Source organism: Pseudomonas sp. YL2, assembly GCF_023063025.1.
GTDB classification, from domain to species: Bacteria; Pseudomonadota; Gammaproteobacteria; order Pseudomonadales; family Pseudomonadaceae; genus Aquipseudomonas; species Aquipseudomonas putida_A.
The window spans coordinates 53,267-69,758 of sequence record NZ_JAJSLU010000024.1 but is presented as its reverse complement, the minus strand read 5'-3'; the positions used below and the strand labels follow the sequence as shown (position 1 = coordinate 69,758).

11 protein-coding genes and 2 pseudogenes are annotated in these 16,492 nt (G+C 61.1%); 1 reads left to right on the top strand and 12 read right to left on the bottom strand.

The window, feature by feature from the left end:
* Positions 1-102: 102 nt before the first annotated feature.
* From LVD08_RS26070 to arcD (LVD08_RS26050), 5 genes are all read right to left on the bottom strand, one after another.
* Positions 103-465, bottom strand: a complete 363-nt coding sequence (locus LVD08_RS26070; RefSeq protein ID WP_027612545.1) for a DUF5064 family protein — start codon at positions 463-465, stop codon at positions 103-105.
* Between the two features lie 62 nt (positions 466-527).
* Complete coding sequence (gene arcC / locus LVD08_RS26065; RefSeq protein ID WP_027612546.1) at positions 528-1,457, bottom strand: carbamate kinase; 930 nt, start codon at positions 1,455-1,457, stop codon at positions 528-530.
* A 189-nt stretch (positions 1,458-1,646) separates the two neighbouring features.
* Positions 1,647-2,657, bottom strand: a complete 1,011-nt coding sequence (locus LVD08_RS26060; RefSeq protein WP_003227481.1) for an ornithine carbamoyltransferase — start codon at positions 2,655-2,657, stop codon at positions 1,647-1,649.
* 69 nt (positions 2,658-2,726) lie between these two features.
* Positions 2,727-3,983: an arginine deiminase gene (gene arcA, locus LVD08_RS26055; protein ID WP_150368611.1), complete on the bottom strand. Its 1,257-nt coding sequence runs from the start codon at positions 3,981-3,983 to the stop codon at positions 2,727-2,729.
* Between the two features lie 31 nt (positions 3,984-4,014).
* Positions 4,015-5,442, bottom strand: coding sequence for an arginine-ornithine antiporter (arcD, locus tag LVD08_RS26050; RefSeq protein WP_097085936.1), 1,428 nt, complete (start codon positions 5,440-5,442; stop codon positions 4,015-4,017).
* Between the two features lie 423 nt (positions 5,443-5,865).
* Here arcD (LVD08_RS26050) and arcD (LVD08_RS26045) point away from each other — a divergent pair, with 423 nt between their 5' ends.
* Entirely contained in the window at positions 5,866-7,293 is a 1,428-nt protein-coding gene (gene arcD, locus LVD08_RS26045) for an arginine-ornithine antiporter (protein WP_247269622.1), read from the top strand.
* 121 nt (positions 7,294-7,414) lie between these two features.
* Here the strand turns inward: arcD (LVD08_RS26045) and LVD08_RS26040 are convergent, their stop codons facing one another.
* The 7 genes and pseudogenes from LVD08_RS26040 to LVD08_RS26015 all read right to left on the bottom strand — a co-directional run bounded on the left by LVD08_RS26040 (position 7,415) and on the right by LVD08_RS26015 (position 16,393).
* Entirely contained in the window at positions 7,415-8,761 is a 1,347-nt protein-coding gene (locus tag LVD08_RS26040; protein WP_247269621.1) for a CoA transferase, read from the bottom strand.
* 191 nt (positions 8,762-8,952) lie between these two features.
* Positions 8,953-9,480: pseudogene (locus LVD08_RS28375) on the bottom strand (methyl-accepting chemotaxis protein); the annotation flags it as partial.
* A gap of 330 nt (positions 9,481-9,810) precedes the next feature.
* Positions 9,811-10,827 (bottom strand): annotated as a pseudogene (locus tag LVD08_RS28370) (PDC sensor domain-containing protein); the annotation flags it as partial.
* Between the two features lie 624 nt (positions 10,828-11,451).
* A complete protein-coding gene (locus tag LVD08_RS26030) occupies positions 11,452-11,844 on the bottom strand; it encodes a YbaN family protein (RefSeq protein WP_139054334.1) in 393 nt (130 codons plus the stop codon).
* A 166-nt stretch (positions 11,845-12,010) separates the two neighbouring features.
* Entirely contained in the window at positions 12,011-12,607 is a 597-nt protein-coding gene (locus LVD08_RS26025; protein ID WP_223007799.1) for a biliverdin-producing heme oxygenase, read from the bottom strand.
* Positions 12,608-12,719: 112 nt separating this feature from the next.
* Positions 12,720-15,305 carry a TonB-dependent receptor gene (locus LVD08_RS26020; protein ID WP_247269619.1) on the bottom strand — a complete coding sequence of 862 codons (2,586 nt, stop codon included), beginning with the start codon at positions 15,303-15,305 and terminating at the stop codon, positions 12,720-12,722.
* A gap of 122 nt (positions 15,306-15,427) precedes the next feature.
* The gene (locus tag LVD08_RS26015; protein WP_247269618.1) at positions 15,428-16,393 is read right to left on the bottom strand and encodes a FecR family protein; all 966 of its coding nucleotides are present in this window, start codon (positions 16,391-16,393) and stop codon (positions 15,428-15,430) included.
* Positions 16,394-16,492: the final 99 nt, after the last annotated feature.

The window sequence follows — 16,492 nt, the reverse complement described above, 5'->3', positions numbered from 1 at the left end:
GGCTTGCTCGCGAAGGCGTCAGGTCAGACAGCATAAATGGTGACTGACCTGGCGCCTTCGCGAGCAAGCCCGCTCCCACAGTAGGAATGTGCTGGGTTCGGGTTATTCGAGGTGTTCCGGTTTGACCGGATCCCCGGACTTCATATTCAACTGCACTCGCACATCCTCGAACATCAGGTCGTAATGTTTGTGCTGCGAGCCGATGCTGCTGTGAGTTTTGGGAATGCCGTACTTTTCGGCAATCTTGGTCACGTTGCTGGCGAAGTTGTAGGCCTGGTCCTTGGGCAGGAAGAAGGTTTCCTTCATGTCCTTGCCCTGGATATTGCCGTGCAGGGTGAACTGCATCCCTTTGCCTTCTTTGGGATCGGTGAACACTTGGTAGTCGAGGCACAGGTCGTAATCGACATCGTCCTTGGTCAACGCGTGCCGCTCGATGTGCAAATGACCCGGTTCGAATATGGCCATGGGTTTCTCCTTTCAAGGCATGGGAGAAGGGCAGCCCCCTGGGCCTGCCCTTGAGTTTCTAATTATCGATAGCTGATGCCCGGCTTCGCCGTGCTGACGCGTGTGCCGGCAGTGCCCTGGACGATCGCTTCGATGTCCGCGAGCGAACCGATCACCGCGACCTTGCCAGTATGGCGCGCGAATTCGCAGGCTGCCTGCACCTTCGGTCCCATGGAGCCAGCGGCGAAACCGAGGCGTTCGAGTTCATCCGGGTGCGCTTCGGCGATGGCTTTCTGCGACGGCTTGCCATAGTCGACGAACGCCGCGTTGACGTCGGTGGCGATCACCAGCAAGTCGGCTTCCAGTTGCTCGGCGAGCAGCGACGAGCACAGGTCTTTGTCGATCACCGCCTCGATGCCCTTGAGGTTGCGGTGCTCGTCGTACATGGTCGGAATGCCGCCGCCACCCGCGCAAATCACGATGCTGCCCTTGTCCAGCAGCCACTTGATCGGACGGATCTCGAAGATGCGTTTTGGCCGGGGACTGGCCACCACGCGGCGGAACTTGTCGCCGTCCGGAGCGATGGCCCAGCCTTTTTCGGCGGCGAGTTTTTCTGCCTCGGCTTTGTCGTAGACCGGGCCGATCGGTTTGGTTGGATTCTGGAAGGCCGGGTCCTTGGCGTCGACTTCAACCTGGGTCAGCAGGGTGGCGAACGGCACTTCGAAGTCCAGCAGGTTGCCCAGTTCCTGTTCGATGATGTAGCCGATCATGCCTTCGGTTTCGGCACCGAGCACGTCCAGCGGGTAAGGGGTGACGGAGGTGTAGGCCGCCGCCTGCAGCGACAGCAGGCCGACTTGCGGGCCATTGCCGTGGGCGATGACCAGTTGGTTGCCGGGATGGATCTTGGCGATTTGCTCGGTGGCGATGCGGATGTTGGCGCGCTGGTTGTCAGCGGTCATCGGCTCGCCACGACGGAGCAGGGCGTTACCGCCCAGAGCTACGACGATACGCATAATGCAATCCTTTCAGCAGAGAAATGGCAAACGACTCGGTTTCCCTGTCGGAACCGGAATCCCCTGTGGGAGGGGGCTTGCTCCCGAAGGCGGCGGATCAGTCGACATGGCTGTTGAATGACACACCGCTTTCGCGAGCAAGCCCGCTCCCACATTTGGAGCCGGTTCCTTCAGTGGGAGCTATTCCGGTTACAGATCAGCCAGGGTCGAGACCAGGATCGCCTTGATCGTGTGCATGCGGTTTTCCGCTTGCTCGAAGGCGATGCAGGCGGGCGACTCGAACACGTCGTCGGTCACTTCGATGCCGTTGGCCAGGTGCGGATACTGTTCGGCAATCTGTTTGCCGACCTTGGTATCGCTGTTGTGGAACGCCGGCAGGCAGTGCATGAACTTGGTGCGCGGGTTACCGGTGGCTTTCATCAGCTCTTTGTTGACCTGGTACGGCAGCAGTTGCTGGATACGTTCGGCCCAGGCTTCAACCGGCTCGCCCATCGACACCCAGACGTCGGTGTGGATGAAATCGACGCCTTTGACTGCGGCTTTCGGGTCTTCGGTCAGGGTGATGCGGGCGCCGGATTCTTCCGCGTATTTCTTGCAGCGATCGACCAGATCGTCGTGCGGCCACAAGGCTTTCGGCGCGCAGATGCGCACGTCCATGCCGAGCTTGGCGCCGACCAGCAGCAGCGAGTTGCCCATGTTGTTGCGCGCGTCGCCGAGGTAGGCGTAGCTGATTTCGTGGATCGGCTTGTCGGCGTGTTCACGCATGGTCAGCACGTCGGCGATCATTTGCGTTGGGTGATATTCGTCGGTCAGGCCGTTGAACACCGGCACCCCGGCGAACTTCGCCAGCTCTTCGACGATTTCCTGTTTGAAACCACGGTACTCGATGGCGTCGTACATGCGACCCAGCACGCGGGCCGTGTCTTTCATGCTTTCCTTGTGGCCGATCTGCGATGAGTTCGGGTCGATGTAGGTGACGTTGGCGCCTTGGTCGTAGGCCGCCACTTCGAACGCGCAACGGGTGCGGGTCGAGGTTTTTTCGAAGATCAGGGCGATGTTGTTGCCCTTGAGGTGTTGCTGCTCGGTGCCGGTGTACTTGGCGCGTTTCAGATCGCGGGACAGGTCGAGCAGATAACGCAGCTCACGTGGGGTGTGGTGTTCCAGGCTGAGCAGGTTACGGTTGTGGATGTTAAAAGCCATGATGGATCTCCTTCGGTGTCGGTTATCCCCCTGGCCGCGCTTTGTAAGTCGCGGCCAAGGCTCAGAGGTTTAGTAATCGATTGGATCGCGGATGATCGGGCAGGTCATGCAGTGGCCGCCGCCACGGCCTCGGCCCAGTTCACCGGCGCTGATGGTGATGACCTCCACGCCCGCCTTGCGCAGCAGGGTGTTGGTGTAGGTGTTGCGGTCGTAGCCGATGACCACGCCCGGTTCCACGGCCACCACGTTGTTGCCGTCGTCCCATTGCTCGCGTTCGGCGGCGAAGCTGTTGCCGCCGGTTTCCACCACGCGCAGTTTCGGCAGGTTGAGGGCTTTGGCCACGGTGTCGAGGAAGCTGCCTTCTTCGCGGCGGATGTCGATGCCGCCCTGTTTGCTTTCGTCAGGGCGCAGGGTGAAGGCGACGATCTGGTTGACCACTTCCGGGAAAATCGTCACCAGGTCGCGGTCGCAGAAACTGAACACGGTGTCCAGGTGCATCGCGGCGCGGGACTTCGGCAAGCCGGCGACGATGACTTTTTCCACGGCTTTGTTCTTGAACAGGTTCAGTGCCAGTTGGCCGATCGCCTGTCGCGACGAGCGTTCGCCCATGCCGATCAACACCACGCCGTTGCCGATCGGCATCACGTCGCCGCCCTCAAGGGTCGAGCTGCCATGGTCCTTGTCGGGGTCGCCGTACCAGATCTCGAAATCGGCGTTGGTGAACTGCGGGTGGAATTTGTAGATGGCGGTGGTCAGCAGGGTTTCCTGACGTCGCGCCGGCCAGTACATCGGGTTCAGCGTCACGCCACCGTAGATCCAGCAGGTGGTGTCGCGGGTGAACTGGGTGTTCGGCAGCGGCGGCAGGATAAAGCTGGAGTGGCCGAGGAAGTCGCGGAACATCTGGATGGTCTTGCCACCGAAGCTGTCCGGCAGATCATCGGCGGATACGCCACCGATCAGGTATTCGGCGATGTGTCGCGGCTCAAGGCTTTTCAGCCAGGATTTGACTTCGCTGATCAGACCCAGGCCCACCGAGTCGGCGGTGACCTTGCGCTCGAGAATCCAGTCCAGCGCTTCCGGGATGGCGACGATGTCGGTCAGCAGGTTGTGCATTTCCAGCACGTCGATCCCGCGTTCACGCATTTTGGTCACGAAGTCGAAGTGGTCGCGCTTGGCCTGGGCGACCCACAGCACGTCATCGAACAGCAGTTCATCGCAGTTGTTCGGGGTCAGGCGCTGGTGGGCCAGACCTGGGGAGCAAACCATGACTTTGCGCAGTTTGCCGGCTTCGGAATGGACGCCGTACTTAACTTTTTCCGTGGTCATTGCAGTGATCCTCCAGATTACAAATCAAGGGTTACAAGGTCAGGAAGCCGTCGTAGAGACCGTAGGCAGCCACCAGGGCACCCACGACCACTGCGGCGAAAATCAGCTTCTCGACGTTAGTGAAAATCGGTTGTTTGAGTTCCAGCTTGGCCTTGGCGAACAGGATCGCGCCGGGTGCGTAGAGCAGGGCCGAGAGCAGCAGATACTTGACCCCGCCGGCATATAGCAGCCACACCGCGTAGATCAGCGCGATGCCGCCGATAATCAGATCCTTGCGTCGTTCGGCCGCGAAGCCTTCGTAGCTTTCGCCGCGTACCGCCAGCAGCAGGGCATAGGCCGCCGACCACAGGTACGGCACCAGAATCATTGAGGTGGCGAGGTAGATCAGCGACAGATAAGTGCTGGCCGAGAACAGGGTGATGATCAGGAACAGCTGGACCATCGCGTTGGTCAGCCACAGGGCGTTGACCGGTACGTGGTTGGCGTTTTCCTTGCGCAGAAACTCGGGCATGGTGTGGTCTTTGGCGGCGGCGAACATGATCTCCGCACACAGCAGCACCCACGACAGCAGCGCGCCCAGCAGCGAGATGATCAGGCCGACGCTGATCAGCACCGCGCCCCAATGACCGACCACGTGCTCAAGCACGGCGGCCATCGACGGGTTCTGCAGTTTGGCCAGTTCCGGCTGGGTCATGATGCCCAGCGACAGCACGTTGACCAGCACCAGGAACAGCAGCACGGTGATGAAACCGATGACGGTAGCCTTGCCGACGTCGGAGCGTTTTTCCGCCCGCGCCGAGAAGATGCTCGCGCCCTCGATGCCGATGAACACCCACACGGTAACCAGCATCATGTTGCGCACCTGGTTCATCACGCTGCCCAGATCCGGGTTTTTCACGCCCCAGATGTCAGCGGTGAAGATGTCCAGTTTGAAGGCGAAGATCGCGATCAGCACGAACAGCAGCAGCGGCACGACCTTGGCAACGGTGGTCACGAGGTTGATGAACGCCGCTTCCTTGATCCCGCGCAGCACCAGAAAGTGCACGGCCCATAGCAGCACCGAGGCGCCGATGACGGCGGCCACCGTGTTGCCTTCGCCGAAAATCGGAAAGAAATACCCGAGGGTGCTGAACAACAGAACAAAGTAGCCAACGTTGCCCAGCCAGGCACTGATCCAGTAACCCCAGGCGGACGAGAAACCCATGTAGTCGCCAAATCCGGCCTTGGCGTAGGCGTAGACACCGCCGTCCAGGTCAGGCTTGCGATTGGCGAGGGTTTGAAAGACAAAAGCGAGGGTGAGCATGCCGACAGCGGTGATGGCCCAACCAATCAATACCGCGCCGACGTCAGCGCTGGCGGCCATGTTTTGTGGCAAAGAGAATATCCCGCCACCGATCATTGAGCCGACGACCAAGGCAACCAGTGCACCGAGTCGTAGTTTTCCGGGAGCTTCAGACATTGCATGACTCCATTGCAGGAGAGAAGAGTTCACAGCGTAGATCTGTTGTCTGTTCAATCAGCTGACATAGATCAGTGCATGGCCACATTCCATTGTTAATGAATGACTTATGAAACAACTGGAGGCATAACGCTATCGCCTGAAAAGCCCGTCCTAGAGGCTTTTGCCTGATGTGGTTGGGAATTGGTCTTATTACTTTAGAGTTATCACGCTAGTTGTTTTTCAGCTTTTGGCAAATTTTCAGCATCTGTTTTCAGTACAGAATTGATTTATTAGGATTCGCGCACAAAACTGTCTTAGCGTGCTAGGCGTTAGCGTCAGTCGCTATATATAAACAAGTGTTTCTCGGTATTACCTGATAAACGTCGTCTGGTATTAGGCGTTTAGTTAATAGTTGTTACAAATGAATGAAGGGAGACAAGAATGTCGCAACCGACGCAAAAGCTGCGACTGGGTGCGTTGATCGCCCTGGTGGTGGGTTCGATGATTGGCGGGGGGATTTTTTCCCTGCCGCAGAACATGGCGGCCCGCGCCGATGCCGGGGCAATCCTGATCGGCTGGGGGATCACCGCCATCGGCATGCTAACCCTGGCGTTCGTGTTCCAGACCCTGGCCAACCGCAAGCCCGAGCTGGACTCGGGGGTCTATGCCTACGCCAAGGCCGGGTTTGGCGACTACATGGGTTTCTCGTCCGCCTGGGGCTACTGGATCAGCGCGTGGCTGGGCAACGTCGGTTATTTCGTGTTGCTGTTCAGCACCCTCGGTTACTTCTTCCCGGTGTTCGGCCAGGGCAATACGCCGGTTGCCATCGGCTGCGCGTCGGTGCTGTTGTGGGCGGTGCATTTTCTGGTGATGCGCGGGATCAAGGAGGCGGCGTTCATCAATCAGGTGACCACGGTCGCCAAGATCGTGCCGCTGATCATGTTCATCGTCATTGCGGCAGTGGCGTTCAAGGCCGACATCTTCACCCGCGACATCTGGGGCCGCAGCAACCCGAGCTTCGGCGGGGTGATGGATCAGGTGCGCAACATGATGCTGGTGACGGTGTTCGTGTTCATCGGCATCGAGGGCGCCAGCGTCTATTCGGCGCGGGCGGAGAAACGCAGCGACGTCGGGCGCGCCACGGTGATCGGCTTCCTCGGTGTGCTGGCGCTGCTGGTGCTGGTCAACGTGCTGTCGCTGGGGATCATGAGCCAGCCCGAATTGGCCAGGTTGCAAAACCCGTCGCTGGCGGCGGTGCTGGAACACATCGTCGGGCCGTGGGGCGCGCTGCTGATCAGCCTCGGTCTGGCGGTGTCGCTGCTCGGCGCATTGCTGTCATGGGCGCTGCTCTGCGCCGAAATCCTGTTCGCCACGGCCCGGGACAAGACCATGCCGGCGTTCCTGAAAAAGGAAAACGCCAACCATGTGCCGGTCAATGCGTTGTGGCTGACCAACGTGATGATTCAGATTTTCCTGCTGATCACCCTGTTCTCGGCGGGCACGTACACCAGTCTGATTTATCTGGCGTCGTCGATGATTCTGGTGCCGTATTTGTGGTCGGCGGCGTACGCGGTGTTGCTCAGCGGACGTGGCGAAACCTACGAACATGCCTCGGCCGAACGTACCAAGGATCTGCTGATTGGCGGGATTGCTCTGTGTTATGCGGTGTGGTTGTTGTATGCCGGCGGGGTGAAATACCTGCTGCTGTCGGCGCTGCTGTATGCGCCGGGGGTGGTGCTGTTCGCCAAGGCCAAGCATGAGCAGGGCGAGCCGCTGTTCACCCCTGTCGAGAAAGGTATTTTTGCCTGTGTGCTGATCGGCGCGGGGCTGGCGGCGTATGGTTTGTACAGCGGGGTGTTGTCGCTGTAGGTGGATTGATTGTGCATCGGTGGTGTCAGTGCGGGCCTCTTCGCGAGCAAGCCCGCTCCCACATTTGAAATGCATTCCCCCTGTGGGAGCGGGCTTGCTCGCGAAGGGGCCCGAATGATCATCACCACTGCGCGCGATGCGAACCCAATTCAGTAGCCGGCAACGCCCACTGCAGCGGCGTCCCGCTGATCGTCACCGGTGCCAGCAAGCGGTGCGCCGGCCCCCACGGGGTCTGCTCCACCCGTGAGTCTTGATCCTGTTTAGCCTCGGCGCGCAACGCTTCGCTCGTCCCAGGCCCATGTTCGATCAACAGTTTGGCGGTGCGCGCCAGTGACAAGCGTGCAGAACCGCCGCGACCGCTGCGCAAACGTTCAGTGAGCAATGTGATCGCACTCGCCGCCATCAGATACCCGGTCGCGTGATCCAGCGCCTGCACCGGCAGCGGCGTCGGTTTGTCAGCCTGTTTCCAGCGCTGTCCGGCCTCGGCGATGCCGCTGCTCATCTGCACCAGGCTGTCGAAGCCACGGCGGTTGCGCCATGGGCCGCTCCAGCCGTAGGCATTGAGACAGATGTCGATCAGCCCCGGCGCCAGTTGTCGGCGGCGTTCGGCGCCGAAACCGAGGTGTTCCAGGGCATCGGCACGGTAGCCATGTATGAGCATGTCGGCGTCCTTCAACAGGTTTTCGAACACCGCGCGATCGTCCGGTTGCTGCAGATTCAGCCGTGCGCAGCGTTTGCCCAGGGTGACTTCCGGCACCACGCCCGGCTCGTTCCAGCTCGGCGGATCGATGCGCAGCACGTTGGCACCGAGGCCCGCGAGAAAACGGCTGGCGGTGGGGCCGGCGAGCACGCGGGTCAGGTCGAGCACCTTGAGCCCGGCCAGCGGTTGCTCCACGGAGCCTTGCCACGCGTTGGCCTTTTCATCCTGCGAATCGATGAAATGCACCAGCGGCTCGGCATTCACTGCCAATCCCTGCGGATGCTGTTGCCACTGCGCCCAACTGCGCATTTCGGCGGCGCAGCCCTTGGCCTCGACCACCGCTTGCTCCAGATCGGCGCTGCGCCATTGCGCGACTTTCGCCGCCATTGCAGCGCGGTCGGCGCAGGTACCGAGCACGCTTTCAGCCGCAGCACGGTGATGTGGGGCGTTGGTGTGCAGGCGGATCCAGCCGTCCTTGGTTGCGTAGTCGCCGGCGACCGGATCCCACAGCGGCGGGACTTCCCAGCCGATCGGGCGTAACGAGGTGGCGAACCAGAACGAGGCCAGACGTCGATCGACTTCCACGGCGGGCAAGTGCCCGGTCTGTTGCCGGAGCAGTTCGCTGACGGCCTGACCGGCAGCGCCGATGCTGGCGCAGGCCAGGTCGCTGACGGCGAACGCCGAGGGCAGGGCGCCACTGGCGGTGAACGGAATCGGCGTGTGGGGCAAGCCGAGTGCGGCTTGAATGGACGTGAGTAAATCAGTCATCGAAGGCCCTCCGGGAGAGAGGGCGATGATAGTGCAAAAAAATCTCGGGCCAGATGAAAAAACCGAACGCCGAACACTCAACCCTGTGGGAGCGGGCTTGCTCGCGAATGCGGAGTGTCAGTCACTTCAAATGTCGCTGACATACCGCGTTCGCGAGCAAGCCCGCTCCCACAAAGGGACTGTGGTGATTTTCAGACGCGGAACTGATCCATCAGCTTCATCTGCTGGCTCGCCAGGGCATTGAGCTGGCTGCTGATCGCCGCCGACTCGGTGGCCTGCTCGGTCAGGGTTTCAGTCACGGTGCGAATCGCCGAGACGTTGCGGTTGACCTCTTCGGCCACGGCGCTCTGCTGTTCGGCGGCGCTGGCGATCTGCAGGTTCATATCACTGATCACGGTCACCGCATCGCTGATCTTGCCCAGCGCATCCACCGCCTGACGGATCTGCCCGGCGTTGTTGTGCGCCTGAGTCTGGCTCGAGTGCATGGTCGCGACCACGCCACGGGTGCCGATCTGGATGCGTTCGATGACGATGCGGATTTCTTCCACCGAATCCTGAGTGCGCTTGGCGAGGTTGCGCACCTCGTCGGCCACCACCGCAAAACCACGACCGCTTTCCCCGGCGCGCGCCGCTTCGATGGCGGCGTTGAGCGCCAGCAGGTTGGTCTGTTCGGCGATGCTGCGGATGACTTCCAGCACCGAACCGATCTGCTCGCTGTTGACCGCCAGCGCTTCGACTTCGGTTACCGCTTTGCTGACTTCATCGGCCAGTTGATTGATGTCGCGGGTGCTGCGCTCGATGATCGACATGCCGTCTTTGGCCGACTGGTCGGCGCCCTTGGCGGCGTTGGCCGCGTTCGACGCGCTGTTGGCGACGTCGTGGGCGGTGGCGCTCATTTCGTTGGAGGCGGTGGCGACCTGATCGATCTCGCGGAACTGCACCTGCATGCCTTCGCTGGTCTGGCGGGCGATTTCCGATGACTGATCAGCAGTGCCGCGCGCTTCGGTGATGCTCTGCTTGATCTGGGCGATGGTCGGTTGCAGCTTGTCGAGGAAGCGGTTGAACCAGTTCACCAGTTCGCCCAGTTCATCCTTCTTGCTGTAGTTCAGGCGCTGGGTCAGATCGCCTTCACCGCTGGCGATGTTCTTCAGCATCTCGGCGACGCTGTTGATCGGCCGGGTCACGCCCGAGGCGGTGAGCCAGATCAGCAGCAGACCGACCAGACCGGCCACCACAGCCACCAGCAACGCAGTGAGCACACCGGTTTCCTGCGCATCGTCGAGTACCGCTTGCAGCTTGACCGAGTCGGCTAGCAGCACCTGTTTCGGCAAGTCGATGACCACACCCCAGGCCCGCGAGTTGCCAATCGGATCGACCGGATACACCGCGCGAATCAGCTCGCCCTGTTCAAGAATCTTCGGCGTACCGCTGCTGACCAGTTGCAGCAGATCCTTGCCGTCGGCACCGAGGGTATCGCTGATCTTTTTACCGACCTTGGTCGCATCGGAACTGTCGGCAGCGAGCACGCCGCTGCCCGAAACGATCAGCATGTGTCCGGCGTTGTTGAACAGGTTGCGTTGGGACTCCACCGCCGCCGCTTGCAGGGCATCAAGGGCGATGTCGACACCGACCACGCCGATGGCCTTGCCGTCGACGATCAACGGCACGGAAATGGTGGTCATCAACATTTCCTTGCCGCCCACGGTGTCGGCATACGGGTCGAGCAGGCAAGTACGCTTGTTGTCACGAGGGCAGGTGTACCAGCTGTTGTACGGCGTGCCGCTGACGCTGAGGGTGGTCTTGGTCATGTCTTCTTCGACCATGATCGTGTTCAGCGCCGAGCCGGCAGCGCGGCTCCAGTAAGTTGCAAAACGCCCGGCTTCATTGGACTGACGCGCGGCATCGTTGACGAACTCGCTGTCCTTGCCGTCGAGGCCGTTGGGTTCGAAGGCGAGCCAGATGCCGAGCACCTTGTCGTTGCGCTCGAACGCGGTTTTCAGGCTCTGGTTCAATTCTTCACGCAGGGCCCCGGCGTCCAGCGAACGCTTGGCGGCCAGTGCGCGCATGTCCTTGATCTGATCGGCCAGCGCGGTGATCACCGTCAGGCTTTCGCCAAAGGTCTTCTGCACCCGCACTGCTTGCTCGGCGGCTTTGGCCTGCAACAGGTTCTGCACACTGGCAGTGAGCAACTGGTTGCTGGAGTTGCTGACCAGTTCGTCGTTCTGGTTGGTCTGGTAAATGTTCATGCCGACGATCAGCGCAACCACACCCAGCAGGCACAGGCCGGAGAGCAGGACGATTTTCAGGCGAATGGAGAGAGAGTCGAACATGGGGCGATCTCGTGAATGAATGAGCAGGTGGCCACGGGATGAACTACCCGGTTCGCCAAATCCATTCAGCGCCATGCATTGCTCATCGGCGCGCAGCGAGAGGGCATGAGCCGCTTGCCGACGAACGGTCAGCGCTAAACGTTTGCGCAGGGGAATGTGCTGAAAAGGCGATTAATTACAGGGAAGTTTCAGCCTGATGAACACCGGGGAGGTGATGAGGCTGTTGTGGCGAGGGAGCTTGCTCCCGCTCGGCGGCGAAGCCGTCGCAAACCCGGTAAACACGGTGAATCAGAAGAAATGCAGGGGAGCGCTTCGCACTCCAGCGGGAGCAAGCTCCCTCGCCACAGGGGGAGCTGTGAGTCAGGAGGAGGGCATGGTTTCCGGGCGCGACCAGATCCACAGATTGCCCAGACTCATCCCGGCAATCGCCAGATACACCGGCCAGCCGTGATCGAGCATTACCAGCATCAACGTCGCGCACAGCAGCATGCTGATGGTGGCGCTGACCTTGGCTTTGCGCGCGATGATCTTGCCGTTGCGCCAGTTGCTCAGGATCGGCCCGAACAGCCGATGGTTTTCCAGCCAGGCGCTCAGGCGCGGCGAGCTGCGAGTCGCGGCCCAGGCGGCGAGCAGGATGAACTCGGTGGTCGGCAGGCCGGGCACGACGATGGCGATCAGGCCAATGCCGAGGCTGACATAGGCCAGCAGGCCGAACAGCAGTCGGGCGAGTTTTGAGGTGGCGGGTTGCGGCATGGGCTCAGCGGTTGCTTTTGAAGCGGGACGGGAATCTTACAGGCTTACACCGTTCCCCTGTAGGAGTGAGCCTGCTCGCGATGGCATCCGGTCATTCAACATTAATGTCGACTGATACACCGCCATCGCGAGCAGGCTCACTCCTACAAGGGGAATTTGCTGTGTGTCAGGCCGGTTCGGCTTCTGTGGCGTAAGCCTGTTCCAGCAGCACGGTGAAGCGGTTGAACGCGTCGATTGCGCCTTGCTCGACTTCGGCTTCCTCTTCGGCGGTGAACTGCAGGGAATCGAGGGTGCGCACGAAGCTTTTCCAGCCTTCGGCACGGCCGCCTTCCGGTTCACCCAGGTGACGGGCACCAAAGGTTTCGCTCAGCTCCAGCGCCACCGCACGTTTGATCAGGAACGCAGCGCCGAGCTTCGAACCTTCGGAAACAAAGATCCAGCCGAGGGCACGGGCCTTGCTCGGGTTTTTCAGCGCACCGGCCACCGGTGGCGGGATGTCGGTGTCGAGATCCGCCAGGTCAGCCTTGGCCGCATCCGCGCGGCAACGGGCCGGCAGATCCGGGACGATGGCAGTCAGTTCGGCATTGTTATAGAGATCGACCAGTTCCGACTGGAACAGGTACTGCGCGACCACGAAACGCGCGAAGTTAGCGCGGGTTTCGAACGGCGCGTGGGCCTTGACCAGGGCGTCGAGCTTGCTGTGCGGCTCGTGGGTGATCTGGTTCAGGCGTTGTGAACGCAGGGCTTTTTCCGAAGTGGTCATGGGGGTGTCCTTGATAAAAGAGGCGCTTGATAACGAGACGAACGGGCAGCTGCCAGACCGTAAAAAAAGCCCCGCGACGCGTTGATCAATGCGCGTCGCAGGGCCGTGCGGTTCAGATGTCCCAGACCAGATTGATCGCGAAGTTGCGGCCCGGCTGGGTCAGGCGATCGAGGTTGGCCGGTTGCGTCACCGAGGCTTCGCCGACGCTGTCGTAACCGCGCACGTCATCCCACAGCCAGTACTTCTTGTCGGTCAGGTTGTAGATACCGCCGCTGACGGTGACGTCGTCGGTGACTTTGTAATAGCCGGCCAGATCGAGAATGCCGAAGCCCGGGGTCTTGAACTGGCTGCTGACGCCATCCGGCGACTTGAAGTTGCTGTCGTCGACGCGATCCTTTTTCTTCACCACGGTCCAGCTCAGCAGGCCGCCGTAGTTGTCCTGGTCGTAACCCAGACCGAATACGCCGGTCAGCGGATTGACGCTGTTGAGCGGCTCGCCGTTGTCGTTGTTGCGACCGTAGGCGTAAGCGATCGAGCCTTGGGTGTAGAGGCCCTGCGGCGCGCCGAACGCATCGAGGTTCAGGCGACCTTTGACTTCGGCGCCCTTGATGGTCGCGTGCTTGATGTTGCTCGACTGGAAGGTCAGCTCGTCGTAACCGGGAGTGACCGCGTCTTCGTTGATGAAATCGCGGTATTTGTTATAGAACACCGCCACGTCGAACGAGCCTTGTTCGAAGTTGCCGCGCAGACCGGTTTCATAGCTTTTGCTTTTTTCCGGTTCCAGGTTCGGGTTCGGCGCCACGTTGTAGCCGGTGGTGCTGTTTTCGAAGCGCCCGTACAGCGCTTTGGCGGTTGGCGTTCGGAAACCTTCGGCGTACTGGCCGTACCAGGTGTAATTGTCGGTCAGGGCGTAGGTCAGGCCGAATTTGGGCGAGACTTTGTGCCAGCTCTTGTTCGCGTCGCTGACCGTGCCGTTGCCGTCGGCGGCCACGGTGTTGAGGAATTCCTGGGTGATGTGCGGCTTGAGCTGGGTGTGGTCGTAGCGCAGGCCCGGCAGGAAGGTCCACTTGTTCCAGCTGATCTGATCCTGGGCGAACAGGCTGTAGGTGTTGATGGTCGGGTCCGGGAAGTCGCTGGATTTTTTCAGCACATCCGCCGCGCTGGTGGCGCCGATGGCGGTGCAACCACGCCCGACTGCGAGGCACTTGCCGTCGCCGCTGCGCGAGCCGGTGACCTTCTGCTGCTTGATCGTGGTGCCGTAGGTCAGCACGTGATCGGTGTCACCGATGGCGAAGGCCTTGTCCAGTTGCGCATCGAATACCCACTGTTTTTCCTCGTAGACCGTGTCGCGGGTGCGCAGCACTTTACGGGTCATCGGATAGTAGAACTCTTCGGTACTCTGATCGGTTTTGGCGATCTGGTGATTGAGGCTCCACTTCACGTTATCGGCCAGCAGGCTGTCGAGGGCGAAGCTGTGCTCGAGGCCGAAACGCTCGCGGGTGATGGTGTCATTGCCGGTGCGCCACTGGTACATGCCGCCGGGCAGCATGCTGTTGGGGATGGTCGGCGCGCCGTTGAAGTACGGGCCGCCGTAGGCACTTTTCTGATCGGTGTCGCGATCGTCCTTGTACTTCTCGTAGGTCAGGCCCAGACGGGAATCTTCGTTGTAGTTCCAGCCGATCTTCGCCAGAACGTTGGTGGCCTTGACGTCTTCCGGGTTGGCAGCGGTGCGCGCCAGGCCAGTGCCGTTGTTGCTGCCGTAGGAATCGGTTTCGTGACCGTCGCGCTGGCTGAAGTGCAGCAAGCCGTCGAACTGCTCGGCACGCCCGGCGACGGTGGCGGATTTCAGCCAGCTCTCATCGGCGGAGCTGTAACCGGTTTTGAAGCGAGCGCCGACATCTTTGCCGGGCTTGATGATGTCGTCCGGGTCGAGGGTGTAGTAGCTGACGGCGCCGCCGATGGCGTTGCTGCCGTACAGCACCGAGGCCGGACCCCGTAGGATTTCCACGCGTTTGACGATTTCCGGGTCGACGTAATTGCGCTGGGTCTTGGCGTACGGGCCATTGAAGAAACCGTCCGGCACTTCGACGCCGTCAACCTGCGTCAGGATGCGGTCGCCGTCGATGCCGCGGATGTTATAGCCGCTGATACCGCCACGCTGGCCGGCGCCGCCGACGGACACGCCCGGCTCGTAGCGCACCAGATCCTTGATGGTGTTGACGTTGTTGCGATCCAGATCCTGGCGGGTCTGCACAGTGACGGTGGCCGGAACGCTATTGACCGACTGTTCCTGGCGGGTGGCGCTGATGGTCACCTGATCAAGATTGAGTGCGCCGCTGGAGCTGCGCTTCTCCAGCACCACGTTGTTGTTGCTCAGCTTGCGGAAGCTCAGGTTGGTCCCCACCAACAGGCGTTCCAGGGCTTTTTCCGGCGGCAGCGAACCGCGCACACCCGGCGACGACACGCCTTGACCCAGTTCTGCCGGTAAACCGACCTGCCAGCCGGTCACACTGGTGAAGGCATTGAGCGCCGACACCAGCGGTTGCTGGCCGATGGAGAACGAATAATCACCCATGTTGCGCGCCGGCTGTTCGCTGGCAGCCATCAGCGGTGCGGTGCCGGCCATGAGGATGGCGGCCGTCAGCAGCGACAATACGCGGGAAGGGGAAGCAGTCTGGCGGGTAAGGCGAGAGGACATCGATAGCGCTCCGTGTCGCACGAATCTTTATAGGTGCTGATTCGCCTCCGAAGATGCGAATCAATTGCATTGGCTATAACGAGACGAACGGGCTTTGGCTATCGAGTAAAAATAATTCTCATTTAGTTAAGGATCACCAGCGCCGGGAATTCCTGCAGGCGCGCCGAGGTGATGTGGGCGAGGGAACGCACCACGTCCAGCGGCTGGTCGAGGCGGTAGTTGCCGGTGACGTTGACGTCGGCCAACTGCTCGTTGGTGTTGATGATCCAGCCCGGGTAGTAGCGGCGCAGTTCGGCCAGCACCTGATTCAACGGGCAGTTCTCGAACACCAGGCGGCCCTGGACCCAGGCCAGATCAGTCGCAGCATCGAGCTTGGCCGGGCGATCGAAACCGTTGGGCCCGATACGGATGCTTTCCCCGGCGGACAAGCGCACCCGCGCGTCGTTGTGCGTGGCGCGCAGATCGACATCGCCGCGCTGCACATTGACCTGCGCGACGCCGTCCAGATAGCGCACGGCGAACGCGGTGTCGCGCACGCTGGCCTGCACCGGGCCGGCATCGATTTCCAGCGGTTGACCACGGTTGCTGGCCACCTCGAAAAACGCTTCGCCCTGATACAGCCGCGCCACGCGCTGCCGGTCATTGATGGTGCTGGAGAATGCCGAGTTCGTGTTGAGCAGCACCTTGGAGCCATCCTCCAGTTGCAGGCGCTGACGCTCGCCGACCACGGTCAGGTGATCGGCCTGCAGGCGCATCGGCAGATTGCTGAAACTGAACAGGCCCAGAATCAGCACCGCAGCAGTCGCCAACGGTTTCCAGTGCGGACGCAACCGCTTGAGGACGGTGACTTTCGCCGGTTTGGCCGCGAGGCTTTGCGCGCACTGGGCGACTTGCGGCCCGTCCCAGACTGCCTGCGCCTTGGCGAACGCCTCGGTATTCAACGGATCGGCCGCCAGCCAGGCATGGAACTGCCGGGTCTGTTCCTCGTCCGGGCTGCCGAGCACAATGAGCCAGTCGAGTGCCTGATCCATTGCACGGGCGGCGTCCTGCGCCGTTGCGGGCGAAGGCGAGCGGTGGGTGTCCGTCACGGTGTTTCCTCGGCAGTGTCTGTGCACGGCTGTTTTTTAAATGAAGCGTAAAAGTCGGCCAAGGGTAGCAAAGCCCAATGATCAGTGCAGGCGATCCCG

Excerpts from the sequence above, each read along its gene's own strand:
- arcC (WP_027612546.1), bottom strand. The coding sequence starts at position 1,457 with ATGCGTATCGTCGTAGCTCTGGGCGGTAACGCCCTGCTCCGTCGTGGC.
- arcD (WP_097085936.1), bottom strand. The coding sequence starts at position 5,442 with ATGTCTGAAGCTCCCGGAAAACTACGACTCGGTGCACTGGTTGCCTTG.
- LVD08_RS26040 (WP_247269621.1), bottom strand. The coding sequence starts at position 8,761 with ATGACTGATTTACTCACGTCCATTCAAGCCGCACTCGGCTTGCCCCAC.
- LVD08_RS26070 (WP_027612545.1), bottom strand. The coding sequence starts at position 465 with ATGGCCATATTCGAACCGGGTCATTTGCACATCGAGCGGCACGCGTTG.
- arcD (WP_247269622.1), top strand. The coding sequence starts at position 5,866 with ATGTCGCAACCGACGCAAAAGCTGCGACTGGGTGCGTTGATCGCCCTG.
- LVD08_RS26020 (WP_247269619.1), bottom strand. The coding sequence starts at position 15,305 with ATGTCCTCTCGCCTTACCCGCCAGACTGCTTCCCCTTCCCGCGTATTG.
- LVD08_RS26030 (WP_139054334.1), bottom strand. The coding sequence starts at position 11,844 with ATGCCGCAACCCGCCACCTCAAAACTCGCCCGACTGCTGTTCGGCCTG.
- LVD08_RS26060 (WP_003227481.1), bottom strand. The coding sequence starts at position 2,657 with ATGGCTTTTAACATCCACAACCGTAACCTGCTCAGCCTGGAACACCAC.
- LVD08_RS26025 (WP_223007799.1), bottom strand. The coding sequence starts at position 12,607 with ATGACCACTTCGGAAAAAGCCCTGCGTTCACAACGCCTGAACCAGATC.
- arcA (WP_150368611.1), bottom strand. The coding sequence starts at position 3,983 with ATGACCACGGAAAAAGTTAAGTACGGCGTCCATTCCGAAGCCGGCAAA.